The 18940-nt window shown below is 70.0% G+C and carries 20 protein-coding genes; 4 read left to right on the forward strand and 16 right to left on the reverse strand.

The window, feature by feature from the left end; genetic code table 11:
* The first annotated feature begins 177 nt into the window (after positions 1-177).
* A complete protein-coding gene (locus IG98_RS0117715; protein ID WP_051752321.1) occupies positions 178-768 on the forward strand; it encodes a TetR/AcrR family transcriptional regulator in 591 nt (196 codons plus the stop codon).
* A gap of 299 nt (positions 769-1067) precedes the next feature.
* Here IG98_RS0117715 and IG98_RS0117720 read toward each other — a convergent pair whose 3' ends face one another.
* Entirely contained in the window at positions 1068-1373 is a 306-nt protein-coding gene (locus tag IG98_RS0117720) for a protein kinase domain-containing protein (protein WP_084195426.1), read from the reverse strand.
* 27 nt (positions 1374-1400) lie between these two features.
* The gene (locus IG98_RS0117725; RefSeq protein WP_169750135.1) at positions 1401-2366 is read right to left on the reverse strand and encodes a D-isomer specific 2-hydroxyacid dehydrogenase family protein; all 966 of its coding nucleotides are present in this window, start codon (positions 2364-2366) and stop codon (positions 1401-1403) included.
* A 418-nt stretch (positions 2367-2784) separates the two neighbouring features.
* On the opposite strand from IG98_RS0117725, the gene IG98_RS0117730 reads away from it, so the two are divergent.
* The 3 genes from IG98_RS0117730 to IG98_RS0117740 all read left to right on the forward strand — a co-directional run bounded on the left by IG98_RS0117730 (position 2785) and on the right by IG98_RS0117740 (position 4803).
* Positions 2785-3261 (forward strand): STAS domain-containing protein, encoded by a 477-nt coding sequence (locus IG98_RS0117730; RefSeq protein ID WP_084195428.1) that lies wholly within the window; start codon positions 2785-2787, stop codon positions 3259-3261.
* A complete protein-coding gene (locus IG98_RS0117735; protein WP_030913141.1) occupies positions 3261-3992 on the forward strand; it encodes a GAF and ANTAR domain-containing protein in 732 nt (243 codons plus the stop codon). Before IG98_RS0117730 ends, IG98_RS0117735 begins: the two co-directional genes overlap by 1 nt.
* Positions 3993-4074: 82 nt before the next feature.
* Positions 4075-4803 carry a GAF and ANTAR domain-containing protein gene (locus IG98_RS0117740; RefSeq protein WP_245651608.1) on the forward strand — a complete coding sequence of 243 codons (729 nt, stop codon included), beginning with the start codon at positions 4075-4077 and terminating at the stop codon, positions 4801-4803.
* Here IG98_RS0117740 and IG98_RS54865 read toward each other — a convergent pair.
* The 14 genes from IG98_RS54865 to IG98_RS0117810 all read right to left on the reverse strand — a co-directional run bounded on the left by IG98_RS54865 (position 4704) and on the right by IG98_RS0117810 (position 18836).
* Positions 4704-5063 carry an STAS domain-containing protein gene (locus IG98_RS54865; protein WP_425428058.1) on the reverse strand — a complete coding sequence of 120 codons (360 nt, stop codon included), beginning with the start codon at positions 5061-5063 and terminating at the stop codon, positions 4704-4706. The two genes, IG98_RS0117740 and IG98_RS54865, sit on opposite strands and share 100 nt — an antisense overlap.
* A complete protein-coding gene (locus tag IG98_RS53365; RefSeq protein WP_245651609.1) occupies positions 5015-5164 on the reverse strand; it encodes a hypothetical protein in 150 nt (49 codons plus the stop codon). The genes IG98_RS54865 and IG98_RS53365 overlap by 49 nt, the downstream gene beginning before the upstream one ends.
* A 326-nt stretch (positions 5165-5490) precedes the next feature.
* Positions 5491-6750, reverse strand: a complete 1260-nt coding sequence (locus IG98_RS0117750) for an NAD(P)/FAD-dependent oxidoreductase (protein WP_030913147.1) — start codon at positions 6748-6750, stop codon at positions 5491-5493.
* A complete protein-coding gene (locus IG98_RS0117755; protein ID WP_030913150.1) occupies positions 6747-8165 on the reverse strand; it encodes an NAD(P)/FAD-dependent oxidoreductase in 1419 nt (472 codons plus the stop codon). Before IG98_RS0117755 ends, IG98_RS0117750 begins: the two co-directional genes overlap by 4 nt.
* Positions 8162-9595 (reverse strand): FGGY family carbohydrate kinase, encoded by a 1434-nt coding sequence (locus IG98_RS0117760; RefSeq protein ID WP_030913152.1) that lies wholly within the window; start codon positions 9593-9595, stop codon positions 8162-8164. The genes IG98_RS0117755 and IG98_RS0117760 overlap by 4 nt, the downstream gene beginning before the upstream one ends.
* Positions 9592-11061, reverse strand: coding sequence for an amino acid permease (locus IG98_RS0117765; protein ID WP_245651610.1), 1470 nt, complete (start codon positions 11059-11061; stop codon positions 9592-9594). The genes IG98_RS0117760 and IG98_RS0117765 overlap by 4 nt, the downstream gene beginning before the upstream one ends.
* A 181-nt stretch (positions 11062-11242) precedes the next feature.
* Positions 11243-12040, reverse strand: a complete 798-nt coding sequence (locus tag IG98_RS0117770; protein ID WP_245651611.1) for a DeoR/GlpR family DNA-binding transcription regulator — start codon at positions 12038-12040, stop codon at positions 11243-11245.
* 182 nt (positions 12041-12222) lie between these two features.
* Complete coding sequence (locus IG98_RS0117775) at positions 12223-13209, reverse strand: formylglycine-generating enzyme family protein (RefSeq protein ID WP_051752326.1); 987 nt, start codon at positions 13207-13209, stop codon at positions 12223-12225.
* Between the two features lie 94 nt (positions 13210-13303).
* A complete protein-coding gene (locus tag IG98_RS0117780) occupies positions 13304-14698 on the reverse strand; it encodes a sulfatase-like hydrolase/transferase (protein ID WP_051752328.1) in 1395 nt (464 codons plus the stop codon).
* Positions 14699-14718: 20 nt separating this feature from the next.
* On the reverse strand, positions 14719-15486 hold the full coding sequence (locus tag IG98_RS0117785) for an ABC transporter permease (RefSeq protein WP_030913160.1): 768 nt from the start codon (positions 15484-15486) through the stop codon (positions 14719-14721).
* On the reverse strand, positions 15450-16265 hold the full coding sequence (locus IG98_RS0117790) for an ABC transporter ATP-binding protein (protein WP_051752330.1): 816 nt from the start codon (positions 16263-16265) through the stop codon (positions 15450-15452). Before IG98_RS0117790 ends, IG98_RS0117785 begins: the two co-directional genes overlap by 37 nt.
* Positions 16262-17278 (reverse strand): ABC transporter substrate-binding protein, encoded by a 1017-nt coding sequence (locus tag IG98_RS0117795; RefSeq protein WP_030913165.1) that lies wholly within the window; start codon positions 17276-17278, stop codon positions 16262-16264. The genes IG98_RS0117790 and IG98_RS0117795 overlap by 4 nt, the downstream gene beginning before the upstream one ends.
* A gap of 48 nt (positions 17279-17326) precedes the next feature.
* Positions 17327-18061, reverse strand: coding sequence for a GntR family transcriptional regulator (locus tag IG98_RS46980; RefSeq protein ID WP_051752331.1), 735 nt, complete (start codon positions 18059-18061; stop codon positions 17327-17329).
* Between the two features lie 436 nt (positions 18062-18497).
* Positions 18498-18836, reverse strand: coding sequence for a hypothetical protein (locus tag IG98_RS0117810; protein WP_030913171.1), 339 nt, complete (start codon positions 18834-18836; stop codon positions 18498-18500).
* Positions 18837-18940: the final 104 nt, after the last annotated feature.

An 18940-nucleotide genomic window follows, 5' to 3' on the forward strand; every position in this document is an offset into this window, starting at 1 on the left:
CAACGACGACGGCGCACCCGGGATACGGGTTTGGTGTCGTGGTGGAGATATGGCCACAACAACCGGACTGCATCGTCCGGTTCTCACCGTAGCCTCTGCCGTGGGCGCGTGTCGAACGAAAGCAGCATCCTGACGGTAAAATCCGGACAATATAGTCCGGTTGCTACCGTAGTCGACATGTCCCACACACGGCGGCCCAACAGAGGTCCCAGCGCGGCGGCGGAGAACCGCGCGGCACTGATCGCGGCAGCTCGCGAGTTGTTCGCCACCGACGGATACGACGCGCCGCTCACCTCGATCGCGCGTACGGCCGGTGTCGGCCAGGGCAGCCTGTACCGGCACTTCCCCGACCGCGCCAGCCTCGCGCTGGCCGTCTTCGAAGAGGGCGTCAAGGAGTTGGAGGCGCTCGCCGCCAAGCCCGGCACCACCCTCGGCGAGATGCTGGCGCTGATGACCGAGCAGGCCATCGCCTCGATCGCGTTCGTCGGTATGGTCGGCGCCCCGGCCGACCCGCGCATCGCCCATGTGCGCGACCGGGTGGCCAGGTCGCTGCGGGACCCGCTGGTCAGGGCGCGGGAGGCCGGCCACGTACGCGAGTACGTCACCATCGAGGATCTGGTCACGGCCGTGGGTATGATCGCGGCGCTCCTGGCCAGGATACCGGCGGCCGAACGGCGCGAGACCGCTCAACGGGCGTGGCTGCTCCTCTTCACCGGCATGGTGTCCGAGCCTGACGCGCCTTCGTCGCCCGGTCGTCCGGACCACTGAGACGGCAGCCGATCGCAGACGGAGCATGCCGCCGGTGGAGGTCCTTGGCGCGACGGCGGCACCTGCCCGGCCTGAATCCGCAGCGCGGCCGGCGGGCTTCGGAGGTGAGGCCGGGCAGGGCCCGCAGTACCGCGAGAGTGGGCTGCCCCGGTCGTCGAAAACCGAGCGTGGACATCCTCGCCCTGTCTTTGCGGCCACGCCTCGGGATCGACCATCTGGTGGCCCCACACCGAACGTCGACCGGGAGATCTTCGGGGGGAGCAGGTGTCTCGGTCCAGGGAAGGCGCGGTGACGCCCCACTAGTCGAGCCGGAAGGTCGCCACGAACGTGTCGACGTGCCCACTGCCCGGCGGGTGCGAAGAACCAGAACATCCCGAGACCGCCGCGGCCAACGCGGAGATCACCCGCAGCCCGATCTCCGCGACCCTGGTCTCGGCCAGCCGCCCCTCCGCCCTGAGCACCTCGGCCATGGACGGTCCCTCGACCGGCTCCATGACGATCCACGGGCGGCCGTCCTCCTCGACCACGTCGTAGACGGTGACGATGCCGGGGTGGCCCCTCAGCGTCGCCGCGGTACGGGCCTCGCGGAGCGTCCGCAGCAGCAGCCGCTCGCGGAGCCCGTCGGCATCCGGTCAGTATCCCGCGGCGGGATCGATGACCCCCTCCAGCGGGAGACCCGCCCGCAGGTTGCGCACGTTCCGCTCGACCCGCTCGCAGACCATCCGGGTGACGTACTCGGCGGAGTCGGCGCAGTGCGAGGTGATGAGCACCCTGTCCTCGGCCCAGAGCGGGTGCCCCTCGGGGAGCGGTTCCGGGTCCGTCACGTCCAGCCCGGCGGCGGAGATCGCCCCGGCGCGGAGGGCCTCGACGAGCGCGTCGGTCTGGATGTGCGCGCCGCGGGCGACGTTGACGACGACGGCGTGCGCCGGCAGCAGGGCCAGTTCGGTGGCGCCGATGACGTGGGTCGTCTCCGGCGTCAGGGCGAGGGCCAGCACCAGGATGTCGGTCTCCGGAAGCACCGCGGGCAGGGCCTCGGGCGGCAGCGTCTCCTCGGTACCCTCGATGCGCTCCGCCCGGCGGCGGATCACCCGGATCCGGCACTCGAACGGCCGCAGCAGCCGGATGAGCTCGCCCGCTATACCGCCGCCGCCGAGGATCGTCACCCGCCGGCCGTTCAGGGACCTGGGATCGGCCGGGCACCAGCGGGGGATGCGCGCCTGCCGGGCGAGGTTGCGCAGGCAGGCCAGTATCAGCATGAGCGCGTGCTCGCCGACCTGCCCGGCGAACGCCCCCTTGGCGCAGCTGAAGACCACGGGGCGGTCGAGCACGCCGGACGCGGTGAATCTCTCCACCCCCGCCCAGGGGAACTGCACCCAGCCGATCCGGGGGTGGGCCTCCAACGTCGAGCGGAGCAGTTCCGGCTCACCGGGGATGAGCCACACCAGGCCGTCCGCCTCGGCGAGCGGGACATTGACGCCACCGCCGCCGGACACGGCCTCCTCGACCGCGAGACGCAGGTGGTCGAGGCCGGGGGAGTTGGGGCGGTCGTAGGCCGCCCCCGCCTCCGGAGACGGGGCTATCGCGATTCGGGCTTCCATGACCGACATTCTGTATGTGGCCCACCGGCCGGTCACCTCGGCGTCCCGCACCCGTCGCCGGCGGCGAGCAGCAGGTCCTCCAGCCGCCTTCAGGTCGGTCCCGCCCCTGTCGCGTGGCGGTGGATCCGTTGCCGCACGGCGGCCAGGTCGGCGGTGATCGGCTCTCAAGCCCTTCATGCGGACGCCGCCGGATGACTACCCGCTCTTGCCCGCCTGACCGTCGGCGAGCGGTAACCGCGCCCCAGCCGGGAGTAGAGCGTCGTGGTGGCGGTGGTCAGGCACCGCGCCGACGAGTAGCCTGAGGGCACGATGTCTTTCGCCGGTAGGCCACCCGAGCCTGCGGTGTTCTATCTGCGCTGATGTTGTGCCGTCTTGACCTCGCGGCTTGTCTTTCCGGCGAGCCTCTGGAGGATGCGGCATGGACAGTATCACCTGCGTACCGGCCTACAACGGTGGGTCATCTGGGATATTACGCATCATCTCCACGATTCATCCGTCGGGAATGCGGCTGGAGGGAGAGCTGGATCGTAGCGGCGTGCCCGCTGTGACGGCGGCGCTGGCGTCGGCGGCTCATCGGGCGGCTCGCGGTGAGGGCTCCTTTCACATCGATCTGAGTGGGCTGGGTTTCATCGATGTGAGCGGCCTGCGCGTGCTGGTCAGCGCTTGCCTCGATGCGGATGGCGGCGGCGCGGGTGTGATCCGGGTGGTGGCGGCCTCGGCGGTGGTACGCCGCCTGCTGGCGCTCACCGGCTGGGACGCGGTACCCGGCTGGGACGCGGTGCCCGGAGGGAACCGGGCGCCCCCCGCGGGCTCGGGCCAGGTGCGGCCCGACGTCGGCGAAGGTCACCCGCTCCTGGTCGCCGCGGATACCGGTGCCGTAGACGGGGGAGGTTGATGGACAGGCAACGCTCGGCGGCGGTGTGGGCGGCGATCAACGACCACGCCCGCGCTGGGGGAGCACCGGTCTCCATCGAGGCGGTGTGCCTGATCTGCGCGCGGACGCTGCGCGCCCAAGGGGTGAGCGTGGCCCTTAGCGACCGGCTCATGGGTTATGAACCGGTGTGCGCGAGCGGTGGCGCCTACCGGCTGATGGACCTGCAGGTCACGCTGGGCGAGGGCCCGGGGCGTGACGCGCTCACCGGAGACCGGCCCGTGCTGGTCGGCGACCTGGCCGAGGACGGCACGCGGCGGCGCTGGCCGATGTTCGCCCCGGCCGCCGTGCAGGCAGGCGTTCGGGCGATCTTCGCCTTCCCGCTGCTGCTGGGGGCGATCTCGGTCGGCGTGCTGGAGATCAGCCGCACCGAGGAGGGGTGGCTGACGCCGCAACAGGCGGCCGACGCGCTGGTGTTCGCCGATGCGGCGCTGCTGGTGCAGGTGCGGCAACTGGCATCCCCCGACGCCGCCGCCGGCGAGCCGAAGGAACTACGGTGGGGGACAGCGGAGCGCTGGGCGCAGGTGCACCAGGCCACCGGCATGGTCGCGATCCAGTCCGGCACCGACCTGAGCGCCGCGTTCGTCCGGTTACGCGCCCACGCCTTCGCCGATGAGCGCAGCCTGCTGGAGGTGGCCCGCGACGTGGTGGCGCGACGGCTGCGATTCGGGCCAGACCGAGACGAGGCGGACTGATGCGAACCAGGATCGGTGTGAAGTGAGCGCGGATGATGAACCGCCGGATACGGGCATGAATCTTGAGATGAAGGTGAAGACAGTGCTCAACCGACGGACAGCGCAGACGTTCGTGGAGCTGGCCGACACGCTGGTGGTCGGCTTCGACGTCATCGACTTCCTGCAGACGCTGGCTGAGCGCTGCGTGGATCTCCTCGACGTCGACGCCGCCGGCATCCTGCTGGCCGACCCACGCGGATCTTTGACCCTGGTGGCGGCCTCCACCGAACAGGCCCGCCTGCTGGAGCTGTTCCAGCTGCAGGACGAGGAGGGTCCCTGCCTGGACTGCTACTACAGCGGGCAGCCGGTGACCTGCTCGGACCTGGCCGCCCACCCGCAGCAGTGGCCGCGTTTCGCGGCAGAGGCTCACCGGGCCGGCTTCGCCGCGGTCCAGGCCTTCCCGCTGCGGCTGCGCGACCAGGTACTGGGAGCGATGAACCTGTTCAGCGCCACCACCAAGGCCGCCTCCCTCGACCATGCCTCCCTGGCCCAGGCGCTGGCGGACGTGGCCACCATCGGCATCACCCATGAGCGCACCCTGCGCCAGCATCAGCTCGTCACCGAGCAGTTGCAACACGCTCTCAACAGTCGCATCGTCATCGAACAGGCCAGCGGCACGCTCGCTGAGCGCGGCCAGATTCCCATCGCTGAGGCGTTCGCCCTGCTGCGCGCTTATGCCCGCAACCACAACCAGCGACTGTCGGCCGTGGCCCGCCAGGTGATCAACCAGGACGCGGTCGTGGCCGAGCTGCTCACCTCCGCCTCGTCGTAGGCGGCGACGTTCAAGCGGCCGGTTGGTGGTCCCGGGCCTTCGACGATGGTGAAGGAGGACTCCAAACGGGTCAGGCGCAAAAGCCGCTGGACGAGGGGCGGAAGTGCGGCGAGACGGAGAGGGATCATGGCGGTGTTCGCGTGGCCTTTGATCGCGATGAGAGCGCTCAGGCCACGGGCGTCCAAGAAGGTGACGGCACTGAGGTCGAGGATCAGTTGGCCGGTGGCGTCGTCGATGAGCCGGGCGAGGTAGGCGTGCAGGGGGACGCGGTGGCCAGGTCCACCTCGCCACCGATCTCGACCACGGTGTGGTCGTCGGAGTAGTCGTGCACGGGGCGGATGGCCAGATGAAATGGACCCATGCGTGTCTCCCTGATGCATCACCGAAAGGACGCGAGGTCAGGACGGCCCAGGGAGATGGCGATGTACGAAACATGCCAAATACGATAAACGCGACTTTATGTAGTGTTTCAAATGCACTCTGTGGTGCATGGCGTGGCGTCCCGCGAAACCAGCCCTGTCTGGAGTCGATCGCCGACAGAGGATCGCAGGGACAGGCGGCGCCGTTCTGCGGTAACGGTGAACACCGCATCCATCCGGCTGAGTCCTCCGCCGGGGCGGGACAGCCCCACCGCGTACCCGCGAGTGGCCCCGACCGGCATGGTCGGGGCCGCTCGCCGGGGAGGTGTCAGGTCTCCACGCCGATGTGCACCGGACCGGCGTCCGGCCTGACCGCGGCGAGGACGCTCGTCGGGACGCGGAACACCCGGCCGGGGGCCGCCGGCCACCACAGCCGCTTCCGTGCGACGACCCTCCCCTCCTGCCGGAGAACGATCCGGGGGAACGGGATGTAGCGGTCGCTCCACAGCAGCAGGCGGTGACGGGCCGGGGCCCGATCCTTCGGGCGGAAGATCTCTGGTGCCACCCAGCGGAAGGGCGCGTCGGCGATGAGCCGCACCTGTTCGGCCGGTGCGCTCCTGCCGCGCAACCAGGCGAGGACGGAGCGCGCGACATGGGCGCCGTCGATCGCCGCGATGTCTGCGGTGTCGACCGGGTGGAGCAGGTTGCCCACGGCGAACACGCCCGGCCTGTCGGTACGTAGCGCGTTGTCGACCAGCGGGCCGTTCGTGCCGGGGTCCATGGCGATTCCCGCCGCGCGTACCAGCTCGTGGTCGGGGATCCAGTCGCCGGTGAGGACGAGCGTGTCGCACTCGACGACCCGCCTGGCGCCGGTGTCGAGGTCCTCGATCTCGACGGCCCGCAGTTCCGGGCGGCCGATGACCCTCGTCACCCGGGTACGGGTGGCGACCCTGGTACGGAAGAGGATCCGGCCGGGGATGCTGAACAGCGAGTAGGAGTCCGGCCGGGGATACTCGGTGGTCATCAGGACGGTCCGGCAACCGGCCTCGCGCAGGGTCAGCGCGGCCGACCAGCTGACCAGCTCGGCGCCGACGACGACGGCTCTCTTCCCGACCTTCCCGTGCTGCAGGTGGACGAGATTCTGCAGGTGCCCGGTGGTGTAGACGCCGTGGGCGCGGTCTCCGGGGATGAGCCGGGCCGGTCGGGGGCGTTCCCGGGCACCGGTCGCCAGGATGACGGCCCGCGCCTCGACCCGGACGCGACCCTGCGGGGTGGTGGCCTCGATCGTCCGGTCACCGGCCCAGTTCGTCACGGTGGCGTTCGTCAGGATCTTCGCACCGGCGGCCTCGGCCTGCCGGACGAGCCTCCTGGCGTAGGCGGGACCGCTCATGAAGCGCCACATGTCCCTGATCCCGTAGCCGGGATGGTCGCTGTGCCGGGGGATGCCTCCGGCCGTGCTCTCCCGGTCGAGGACGAGGACGTCACCGTTGATCCTCGGCGCGAGTTCACGGGCGGCGCTCAGCCCGGAGGGGCCGGCGCCGATGATGACGACGGCCGGGGTGAGGGTGGTGATGTCACCTGATGTCATCGGCCGGCCTCCAGCGGTGCGTGGCGCTGCTCGCAGGTGCTCTCGCCCCTGCTCTCCAGCAGCTTCTTGACCTCGGCGCCGCAGAAGAACCCCTGGCAGCGCCCGTTCATCGCCCGGGTGCGACGGCGCAGCCCCTCCAGGGTGGCCGGTGGGATCGGTGACCGGAAGGTGTCGCGGACCTCGCCGGCGGTCACCCGCTCGCAGAAGCAGACCACCTTGCCGTAGGCGGGGTCGGCGGCGATCCGGGCGGCGTCCTGGTACGGGCGGGTGAACGCCTCCCCGAGGTTGGGCATGCGGGGCGGCTCCGGCAGGTTCTCCCGTGGTACGAGCGCCAGCCCGGCGTCGCGGACGAGGCCGGCGACGTGTTCGGCGATGGCGATGCCGGCGGTCAGGCCGGTCGAGCGGATCCCGCCGACCAGCACGTAGCGCCGCCCGGCGTCGGCCTCGATGAGGTAGTCGGGGTGGTCGCTCGCCGCGCGCAGGCCCGCGTAGGTCGCGGTGACCTCCTCACGCAGCAGGTCGGGCATCAGCTTCTCGCCCTTGCCCAGCAGGAACTCCAGTCCCTTCTCCGAGGTCCCGGTGTCGGTGCGGTCGACGAGGTCCTCGGCGGTGGGGCCGAGCAGCACGTTGCCGTAGACGGTGGGGCTGATCAGCACGCCCTTGCCGCGCGAGCTGGGCACCGGCAGAATGATCTTGTTGACCATCGGGCGGGCGAGCTTGTCGTAGACCAGCAGCTCGCCGCGGCGCGGCGTGACCGTGAACCGGTCGTGGCCGAACAGCCGGTCGACGACGTCGGCGCCGAGCCCGGCCGCGTTGACCACCCAGCGGGCGGACACGTCCCCGCCGGAGGCGCGCAGCACCGTGCGGTCGCCGAGGTCCTCGACCGAGGTGACCGCCCGGTTCAGCAGCAGCGTCACGCCGCGGCCGACCGCGTCCGTGGCCAGGGCGAGGTTGGTGGTCCAGGTGCAGATGATCGACTCGTCCGGAACGGTCAGGCCGCCCAGGGCGCCTTCCCCCAGGTGGGGAAGGTGCCGGTACACCTCCTCGGGGCCGACGATCTCCGTCTTGCCGTACCCGTTCTGCTCCGCCTTCCGGCGCAGGCCCGGCAGCGCGTCGAGCTCCTCGGCGGTCCAGGCCACCAGCAGCGCGCCGGTGTGCTCGACCGGGATGCCGGTCAGCTCGGCGTACTCCGACAGCAGGTGGTACCCCTCACCGACCAGGCGGGATTCGAGGGTGCCTGGCTTGGCGTCGAAACCGGTGTGCAGGATGGCGGTGTTCGCCTTGCTCGTGCCGTCACCGACGTCGTTCCTGGCGTCGAGCAGCGCGACGCTCAGCTCGTAGCCGGCCAGCTTCCTGGCGATGGCCGAGCCGACGATGCCGGCACCGATCACCGCCACGTCGAACGTGGTGTTCATCGTGTTCCCTCCCGCGCCAGGGTGGCGTGTACCGCCTCCGCCCAGCGGGAGCGGAAGTCGGCCGCCTGATCGGCGGACCATCGGGGTTCGTAGGTCGTGCTGGGCTCCCACGGGTCGATCGCGTCCGCGAGGGAGAGCGACGGGTCGAGCGAGGCGCGGGCCAGCGCCACCGCCCCCATCGGGGTGGCGTGCTGGGAGGGGTAGACGTCGATCGGGATCCGCATCAGGTCGGCGACCGCCTGCATGAGGACCGCGCTCCGGGTGAGCCCGCCGTCCACCCGCAGCCGGGTCAGCGGCTGCCCGAGGTCGGCGGCGACGAGATCGCCGAGTTCGGCGACCTGCGCCGCGATCCCCTGCAGCACGGCGAGCACGAGGTGCCCGGAACCGGTGGAGAGGGTCAGCCCGGAGAACGAGGCCTTGGCGTCGGGACGCCACCAGGGGGCCGCCAGGCCGGCCAGCGCCGGCACGCACAGCACCCCCTCGGCGTCCGCCGCCGCGACCACGTCCAGGTCCGCGGCGCTGCGGATGAAGCCGAGATCCTGGATCCACCGTACGGCGGAGGCGGCCGTGTAGACCTGGCCGTCGAAGCAGTACGAGGTCTCCCCCCGGACCCGCCAGGCGACCGAGGCGGCCAGATGGGCGGTGGAGCGCACGGCGGAGGTGCCGGTGTTGGCCAGCAGGAACGCACCGGTGCCGAAGGTGCACTTGGCCTCTCCGGCGTTGAGGCAGTTCTCGGCGAGCAGGGCGGCCTGCTGGTCGACCACGAGTCCGCCGACGGGGACGTTCCCGCCGAACGCGGAGGTGCGGCCGACCACCTCGTCACAGGAGACGATGCGCGGCAGGCGCTCGGTGCCGAGCCCGAACAGCTCCAGCAGCTCCGGGTCCCAGTCGCCGTCGTCGAGCCGGGTGACCAGCGACCGGCTGGCCGTGGCGACGTCCGTGACGAACTCCCCGGTCAGATGGTGGATGATCCAGGAGTCGGAGGTGGTGACCACCCCCTCCCCCGTCACGTTCCGGCGTAGCCAGGCCATCTTTGGGGCGGAGAAGTACGGGTCCAGGATCAGCCCGGTGGTCGCGGCGATCCGGTCCTTGAACTCCTCCAACTCCGCGCAGATGCTCTCCGAGCGGCGGTCCTGCCACACGATGGCGGCCGAGAGCGGTTCCCCCGTGGCGGGGTCCCACGCCAGGACGGTCTCGCCCTGGTTCGCCAGCGTGACGGCGTCGATCCGCACCCCGGCCCGCGCGACGGCCTGGCGGCCGGCATTGAGCACCGAGTCGAGCAGCTCCCGGGGGTTCTGCTCGACCCCGCCTCCGGGCAGGTAGGTGGGGCGGACCGGGAGCTCGGCGAGGCCGAGCACCTCACCGCGGGCGTCGACGACGATCGCCTTGGTGCCGGATGTTCCCTGATCTATCGCCAGTACGGTGGTCACCGTCGCTGAGTCCCCTCCACGTGCTTGCCCTTGGTCGTACCCGAGGCGTCGACGGTCAGCTCCGCGTCGATGGAGTGCATGTCCGGCATCACCAGCCCCTTGGTGCCCCGGGTGAACAGCAGGTAGGCGAAGTACACGGCGCCGAGGGCGAGCATGAGGAGCACGTAGACCCACGACTCCAGGAACGAGGAGTCACGGAAGAGCAGCAGCTCGAACACGAGCCAGATCAGCGCGACGACGATCACCGGGATCTCCCAGCGGCCCAGGGCGAACCCCTTGCTCGGCGGCAGCGACTTCCGCTTGACCACGTACAGGATGACGGTGCCGGTGTAGATGATCGCCGGCAACAGGGTGGCGGCGGCGAACAGGCCGAAGAGGGCGTCGGTCCGGGTGGAGAAGACCGCCAGGATCAGCTCGCCGATGACGAACATGAAGATGGTGGCGTTCAGCGGGGTGCCGAAGCGCGGGGAGACCTTGTGCAGGCCCTGCCAGCCGGGGAAGCGCCGGTCGCGGGACATCGCCCAGACCAGCCGCACACCGGTCATCAGGATCACCATGCCGCAGGCGAAGATCGCGATGACCACCAGCACGAGCAGCGCCGTACCCACGACGGGGCCGAGCGACCGGCTGATCACGTCCGCGACCGGGGTTCCCGACTTGGCCAGCTCGACCGGGTCGCCGGCGAGCAGGGTGACGGCGATGAGGAACAGGAAGCCGAGCACACCGGAGGCGAGAACCGCCTGCCACATGGCGCGGGGGACGACCCGGGCCGGGTCCTTGGTCTCCTCGGCGAGGTTGGCCGCCGACTCGAAACCGACGATGGTGAACGCGCCGAGCAGGAAGCCGAGCATCCACGGACCGGCCGAGGTGAGGGTGCCCAGGCTGAGGTAGCCCTCGGACGGGACGGCGCCGGTGCTGAACAGGTTGGCGAAGTTGACTTCCTTGGCGACGAATCCCACGATCAGCAGCAGCAGGACGAGGGCGATCATGCCGATCAGCTCCGCCGTCACGGCGAAGTTGTTGACCCGCTCGGTCCACTTGGTGGAGAGCCCGACCAGCAGCGCCTGGCACAGGATGACCACACCGGTGATCACCCAGGCGTTCAGTGCGGTGCCCTCGTAGCTCAGCAGCACGGGCATCACGGTGGAGGCGATGGTGTAGTCCACCGCCACGACCACGACACCGAGGAACGAGAACGAGACCCAGCCGATGATCCAGCCGAGCACGGGGTTGGCCAGCCGGGACATCCACTGGTAGGAGTAGCCGGTCACCGGGATACGGGCGGCCAGCGAGCCGAAGATGAAGGCGACGGCGAGCTGGCCGACGATCACGAGCGGCCAGGTCCAGATACCCGCGGGGCCCGAGGTGTTCAGCACCGAGCCGTAGGTGGTGAAAATGCCGGTGGCGATCGAGACGAAGGCGAATGCCACGGCGAACGAGGCGAAACGCCCAGTGCCCCGCTTCATCGCCTGCTTGTAACCGAATTCCTCGACACTTGCGCCGCTCTCCTGATTGCCCGGCGCTGGTGGTGAATACTGGGTCATGGACCTACAACTCCTGTGTTTCCTGTCAGATGGTGCATCGGCGTGCTGGTCCGAGCCGGGTGGCGTTGCCGCGCCACCCGGCTCCTTCGACGGTCGGGAACGTTCAAGAGAGCACGATCACCCCGTCCCCGCGGGTGATCGCGTCCTGGATGCCGGAGGGTGGCTCCGCCTCGGTGATGAGACCGCCGAGCTCGCCCAGCTCGGCGACCCGGTGCCGGGCGACCAGGCCGAACTTGCTTGAGTCTGCGAGTACGTACGAACGCGTGGCGTTCCTGAGGATGATCTTCCGGACCGCGATCTCGTCCAGGTAGTAGTCGGTCAGGCCGGCCGCGGCGTCGACGCCGCCCGACCCGAGGAAGGCGACGTCCGGGTTCAGGTCCGCGAAGAACGCCTGGGCCACCGAGTTCGAGAGCGCGAGGTCTCCGCCGCGCAGCCTGCCCCCGCAGACGAGGACCTCGATGCCGGGCCGCTCGGAGAGTTCCGCCGCGACCAGCAGGGAACACGTGGCCACGGTCCCGCTGAAGTCGAGTGGCAGGGCGCGGGCGACCTGGACGGCGGTGGTTCCCACGTCGATCACCACGGTCTGGCCGGGGTGCACCAGCCCGGCGGCGGCACGGCCGATGCGCGTCTTGGCGTCCGCGGCGGTCCCGGTGCGTTCGGCGAAGGGAGCCTCCTCGCCGGCGGCCTGCCCGAGCATGATGGTCGCGCCCCCGTGCACACGCGACAGCTTCCCCAGGCGCTCAAGCGCCACGAAGTCACGGCGGATCGTCTCCGCCGACACGCCGAGCTCGTGCGCGAGGCCGTCGGTGCTGACGACGCGGGAGATCCGCAGTGCCTCCCCGATGCGCGCATGCCGCTCAGCGGGCAGCACGACTGCCCGCTTCTGTGGAAGTTTGTGCATGCATGAGGGGAATTATGCTTTGGTGTGGTGATCGCGTCAATACATTGCGCTATCGGGGTGGAAATCTTTACCGAGGTCCCCGTCTGACGGCGGGCGATGTGAGGCCCGCTGACCTCGGCTCATAAGCGGACCATAAGGTGTTGGAAGGACTCTCGCCGGGTGGTCGCCCCGGGCGTTCCCGGTCATCCGCGGGCATCGGGGCCGTTCGGCCGGGGGTACGGGCCGGGCGACGACAGGTCGGCGGCGAGGCGGAAGCCGGTGTTGCCCGAGCTGCTGTCCGGGGTGTTGGAGCTCCGGGCGGCGACCCGGTAGCGGTTGCAGTAGGAGTCGTGGCACAGGTAGGAGCCGCCCCGTATCACCCGCGAGGTCCCGGTCCCGGGTCCGCGAGGATCCTCAAGCGGCCGGGAGAGATGGTCGGTGCCGAACCAGTCCGCGCACCACTCCCAGGCGTTGCCGACCATGTTGTGCAGGCCGTAGCCGTTGGGCCGGTACGACTTCACCGGCGCGGTGCCGAGATGGCCGTCCGCTCCGGTGTTGTGCGTGGGGAAGCGGCCCTGCCAGATGTTGCAGCGGTGCTGCCCGCGCGGGGTCAGTTCGTCGCCCCACGGGTACCGTGCCTGGTCCAGGCCACCCCGGGCGGCGTACTCCCACTCGGCCTCGGTCGGCAGCCGGCCGCCCGCCCAGGCGCAGTAGGCCGTCGCGTCCCGCCAGGAGACGTGCACCACCGGGTGCTCCTGCCGGCCGTTGATCGTGCTGCCGGGACCCCGGGGCGCCTGCCAGCTGGCGCCCTCGATCACCAGCCACCAGGGAGTCTCGGACGGGGAGGGCGCCCGCCTCCGGAGGTCCGGCGCGACCAGCAGGTGGAAGACGTAGGACCAGTCGAACCGCTCGGCGTCCGTGACGTACCCGGTCGTCTTCACGAACGCCGCGAACTGCGCGTTGGTCACCGCGGTGCGTGCCAGCAGGAAGGGCCGCACCGTCACGGTCCTGATCGGCCCCTCCCCGTCGGCGGGAAACCCCTCGCCGTCCTCGGTCCCCATCCGGAACGAGCCGCCGTCCAGCCGGATGAGCCCGCTCGGCCGCCGGGACGCGGCGGCGACGGCCGCCGGCCGCCGGTCGCGACCGTCCTCGTCCCCGCCACGGCCGGGCGCGCAACAGGGTCCGCTCATCGCGTTCCTCCCCGCGGTGTCTCGATCGATGAGGCCAGGGGGGTGGCCCCGGGCAGGCGGGACCACCCCTCGACGGCATCCGGCGGGAGAGAGATCATTCCCACCAGATGCTGTCGGTGTCCGGGAAACGCCAGACCTCTTCCATGTTGTGCTGGGGAAGCTCGGCGACCCGGAGTCCGGAGTTCACCGGGTCCTCGTACCGGCCGAAGTACCTCTCCACCCGCCCGGTCAGGTCGGCGACGAGATCCGCGTGCCGGGGGTCGGCGTAGAGATTGACCGTCTCGCGCGGATCGGCGACCAGGTCGATCAGCTCGGCGGGGCCGTCCGGGGGGCGCAGGGTGAGCTTGTGGGTCCGGGTGCGGATCATCCGCAGGTTCCCGTACTCGCCGTACACCTCCTCGGGCCACCCGGCCACATGCCCCCCGCCCAGCAGCGACGCGAAGCTGCGGCCCGGATAGTTGCGCTCGGCCAGTGTCTCGGCGGGCAGCGCGACGCCGGTGTGGTCGAGGATGGTGCGGAACAGGTCGCAGTGGGTGACCATCTCGGACCTGGACTGGTCGCCGAGCAGCGCGCCCGGCTGGTTCAGGATGAGCGGCACCCGGATGGATTCCTCCACCATGTTGTACGGCTTGGTGCCGTTTCCCTTGCCCCAGATGCCGTGGTGACCCATGTTCAGGCCGTGATCGGAGGTGTAGACGACCAGCGTGTTCTCGCGCAGGCCCTGGGTCTCCAGCTCGTCGACGAGCCGGCCGACCTGCTCGTCCACCTCGGTCGCCGAGGCGTAGTACTGGGCCAGCGTCTCCCGGCGGTCCCGGCGGGAGGGCATCAGGGATTCCGAGGCCATCCGCCCGAACGGGTAGGTGGCGTCGTCGGGAATGTCGTCGAAGTCGCACCGGCGGTAGCGGGAGACGTACCGCTCCGGGCGGCCCTCCCACGGGCTGTGCGTGCTGACGTAGCCGACGTGCAGGAAGAAGGGCTTCTCCTCGTCCCGGGCGCGGAGGAAGTCGATCGCCCGCTCGGTGACGGCGTGCCGGTTGTAGCCGCCGCGGAAAGCCGGGGAGTGCTCCCACGGGCTGTCGAGGTGCTCCTTGTTCGCGTGCTCGTCGGCGAGCTCGTACCAGAAGTCGAAGCCGGGGGCGCGCTCGAACGACCTGCCCAGGTGCCACTTGCCGGCCAGCCCGGTGGTGTACCCGTGATCACGCAGGATCTCCGGCAGGGTCAGCTCGTCGGCGATCCAGTTGCGCCGGTCCACCTCCGGGTCCCACACGTTGAGGTAGTCGTGCACCCCGTGCTGCGAGGAGAGCCTCCCGGTCAGGAAGGCCGCGCGCCCGGGGGAGCAGACCGGGGTGGGGGTGAAGGAGTTCTCCATCCGCACACCGGTGGCGGCCAGGTAGTCCAGCGTCGGGGTCTGCACCTCCGAGTTGCCGTAACAGCCCAGCGCCCACGAGGCGTGGTCGTCGAGGAAGACGACGAGGACATTGGGACGCACCGGTCCTCCTGGTCGTGACATCAGTAGCCGCCCGCGGAGAAGAGGTAACGGCGCAGGAACGTCGACCCGATGCGCTTCCAGAGCCGGTCGACGATGAAGCCGAGGATTCCGAAGCACAGGATGCCGACGAAGATCTGGTCGGTTCTGAAGTAGGTGCGCGCGTTCCAGATGAGGAAGCCGATGCCGTTCTGCGTCGCGAGGGCCTCGGCCGCCACGATCACCAGGAACGCGTTGGCGAGCGCCAGCCGCATACCGGTGAAGATGTGCGGGACGGTGGCGGGGAACACCACGGCCCGCAGCAGGGTGACCCTGCCCGCGCCCATGCTGCGCGCCGCGTTGAGCTTGTCGGCATGCACCGAGGCCGCACCGCTGGCGGTGTTCACCATCACGATGAACGCCGCCGAGTAGGCGACGAGGTTGACCTTCGACGCCTCCCCGATGCCGAACCAGAGAATGAAGACCGACACCAGTGCGAGTGCCGGGACGAACCGGAAGAAGTGAATGAACGGGTCGACGACGGCCCTGGCGATCCGCGAGGTCCCGGCGAGGATGCCGAGCGGGATCGCGATCACCGATCCGAGGATCCAGCCCAGGAAGACCCGCTGCAGGCTGACCAGGATCGCACTGCCGAGCGTGCCGTTCGAGACCAGCTCGATCGCGGCGTCGGCCACCGTGGTGGGCGGCGGGAACAGCGTCGGGTCGGTGCCGAGCGTCGCGAGCTGCCACAGGACGACGAACGCCACCACGGCGGCTACCGAGTAGAACGAGGAACGGCGGAGTCGGCCCACAGCTTGTTCACCTCCTCCTCGATGTCGATCTCGACCTGACGGGCCAGCTCGACGAATCCGGGGGAGAACTCGTCGCGCGGGTAGGGCAGGTCGACCTGGTACATGCTCTTGATCCCCGCCTGGGGCGGCGCGGACATCACCGCGATGCGCTGGCCGAGCAGCACGGCCTCGCGGATGTCGTGGGTCACGTAGATCACCGTCCGTACCTCCTCCCGCCACAGGCGCGACACCTCGTGCTGGAGGAGTTTCCTGGTCTGGGCGTCCAGGGCGGCGAAGGGCTCGTCCATCAGCACGATCCCCGGCGAGACCGCCAGCACCCGGGCGATCTGCACGCGCTGCTTCATGCCGCCGGACAGCTCGTGCGGGTACTTGCCCGCGGCGTTCTGCAGCCCGACCTTGCGCAGGAAGTCGTCGGCGACGGCCGAACGCTCCGCGCGGGGACGGCCCTGCATGCGCAGGCCGAACTCGACGTTCTGCTTGGCGGTGAGCCACTCCATCAGCGGCACGTCGACGTTCTGGAAGATCATCGCCCGGTCCGCCCCGGGCCGGGTGACCGGTCCCTCGGGCGTGCGGACGTCGCCCTCCGTCGCGTCGGCGATGCCCGCGATCAGGCGGAGCAACGTCGACTTGCCGCATCCGCTGGGACCGACGATCACGAAGAACTCGCCGGCCTCGACGGTCAGGTCCAGATGCCGCAGGACCCAGTCCCCCCGGCCCCCGGTGAAGTCGATGCCGATGTCGCGGAACGAGACCGCCTCGTTCCGCTCAGCGCCGGTCAATTCCCGACCTCGACCTTTTCGCCCGCCACGGCCCGCATGGCGGTCAGGTCCACGATCTGCGAGACGTCGGTGACGCCGGTGAGCTTGCCGAGGCCGACCAGGTACTTCTGCAGGTTGACCAGCTGCTCCATCTGGCCCTTGCTGAGCCCGAGCCCGTAGCCCTGGCCGGGGATGCCGGTCTCCAGTGCCTTGACGTCACCCTTGGTGCCCGCCGCGACGATCCGCGCGGCCTCGGCCGGGTCGGCGGTGACCAGGTCGGTGGCCTTCCGGTACGCCCGCAGCACGCCCTCGACCGCGGCGGGGTTCTTGGCCACGAAGTCGGTCCCGCCGACCAGGAAGATCGACTGCACCTGGCGCACCGACTTGTCGTCGGTCATGATCGTGATGTTGGGGTCGGCGGTCGCCTGCTCGACGCCGTTCGCCCAGATCCAGGCCGCGTCGAGCTGTCCGGTCTTCAGCGCGCCGACGATCTCGAACAGGCCGGGCATGGACATGAGCTTGACGTCGCCCTGCGCGATGCCCTGCTGCTCCAGGTACTTCATGGTCACGTACGACTCCAGGGTGCCGTCGACGTAACCGATGCGCTTGCCGAGGAGGTCCTTGGCGTCGGAGATCCCCTTCGTCACGGCCAGCTTGTGGAAGCCCGGCGCCGGCGAGGCGATCGCGCCCAGGATCCGCAGCCTGTCGGAGGCGGCGCTCAGCGCGGCGAAGTCCAGCGCCGGCGCGAGATCGGCCTGGCCGGCGACGACGGCCTTCACCCCGTCGATGCCCTCCTGGTACATCTGCGACTCCACCTGGATCTTCTCCTCGGCGAAGTAGCCCTTCTCCTGGGCCACCCACATCTGGGTGCCGAGCAGGAAGTTGTTCGTGGCGATGCGGACCGTCGCCGGCGCCGTGCTCGTCCCGGTGCCGCCGTCGGTGGTGGGGGTGGCGCTACTGCCGCAGGCCGCGAGGGCGAACAGTGCGATAGCTCCGATAGCTACTGAAAACGGGTGAAAACGCCTCGTGGACATGAGGACTCCGTGCATCTTGAAGGTGAATCGTGAAGAGCGAGGGGGCGGTCAGGTGCGCGCCGTACGGATGAATCTCAGCCGGACCGTGTCCGTCCGGTAGTGAATGTCGCTGAAGATCACCGGGTGCCCCGTTTCGCTGTAGCTGGACTGCACGGCACGGAGCAGGGGAGTGCCGGGAGCCACCTTCAACAGGGTGGCGATCTCGCCGCTCGCTCCCGCGGCCTCCATCTGGACCTCCATCCGGATGACCCGGGTCCGTCCCATCCCCGACAGCAGGGTCAGCAGGTCGACGTTCACATCGGTCAGCGGGGTGAGGTCGAGCTCGCGCCCGTTGAGCCGGGCGGGCACGTGGTCGCGCAGGAAGACCGCCGGGGTCTCGTCCACGTCGAAGACCCGGTCGACCCGCCACACGGTGGCCACCCCGTCCAGTGCGAGGGCCTGGGCGACCTCGGCGTCGGCACCGACCTGCTCGACCCGGCCGTGGGACACCGTCGGCTCGTGCCCGGCCGAGCGGATCGCGTCCCGGATCGGGATGATCGAGCTGGAGCCGATCACGACCGGCTCGGAGCTGTCGGCCACGAACGTGCCCACACCCCACCGCCTGACCAGCAGGCCCTCACTCCACAGCAGCCAGAGCGCCTCACGCAGGGTGGTGCGGCTCACGCCCCAGCGCTCGGCCAGGTCCTTCTCCGAGGGGAGCTGCGCACCCGGCTGAAGGTCGTCCGCGATGAAGACGCGCAGCTCGGCCGCCACCTTGGCCGCGAGATTCTCACGGATGACCACGTCGTTCCCTTCGCCAGACGTCCAGAGGTCCAACCTCTTCAGGCATATATATAGGGAAACCTAACTGAACGCAATGAGATGCCCACTCCGCGCGCCGCACCTGATGTGCGTCGATGGCGGTCCGGATGCGGCGGAACCGCTCCTCGGCGGGTCGGTCGACCCCGACGAGATCCCTCCACGGGAAGCCCTTCGCGCGATCACGGCCGGCCTGGCGCGCCGTGCGGGTCGCCGGTCTCCGTTCCTTCGCGTGTACCGGGGCGAGGGGCCCTTTGGGCAGGGGGACTTCGCGAGCGACGGCGGAGTACGCGAACAGCGGAGCCCCGGCCGGTGAAATTCCTTCGGCCGGGGCTCCGCTTATTCGTTCACGGCCGGTGAGACGCGCTTGACCGCGCGTTTCTGTCGTTCGGCGCCGACCGGGGAGGTGTTTTGTTCGTGGTTACCGGCAGAACCTGTCGTGGCCGTCGTCGTAGCCGTCCAGCCAGCCTCTGTCGTAGTCGCTTATTCTTAGTGCCAGGCCGGGCAATTCTCCGGCTTTCGCCCTCGGCCTTGAGCAGTCCTGGCCGGCGGCCCGGTAACCGTCCCGGTAGCCGTTCCAGTACCCCCCTCTCGGGTCCCTGGCCGGTGGGGTCGGCTCCGTCACCCTGGCCGGCAGGGTGCTCACCACCGGTGACGTGGGATCCGGCGCGGCCGAGGCGGATGAGATCGAGACCGGTCCAAGGGCCAGGACCGCGAGAAGCGCCGGACCGAGAACCATCAGCTGTCGCTTGCCGTACATGGGTTCCTCCTCTGAATGGCCGCGAACGTTAATTACTCGGCGGCCACGGGCACCAGGCACGATATAAGGAGAACCGGTTACAACAAGGGATCTGATTGCTCGCT

Origin of the sequence: Streptosporangium amethystogenes, from assembly GCF_000721075.1 — a bacterium.
Taxonomy (GTDB): Bacteria; Actinomycetota; Actinomycetes; order Streptosporangiales; family Streptosporangiaceae; genus Streptosporangium; species Streptosporangium amethystogenes.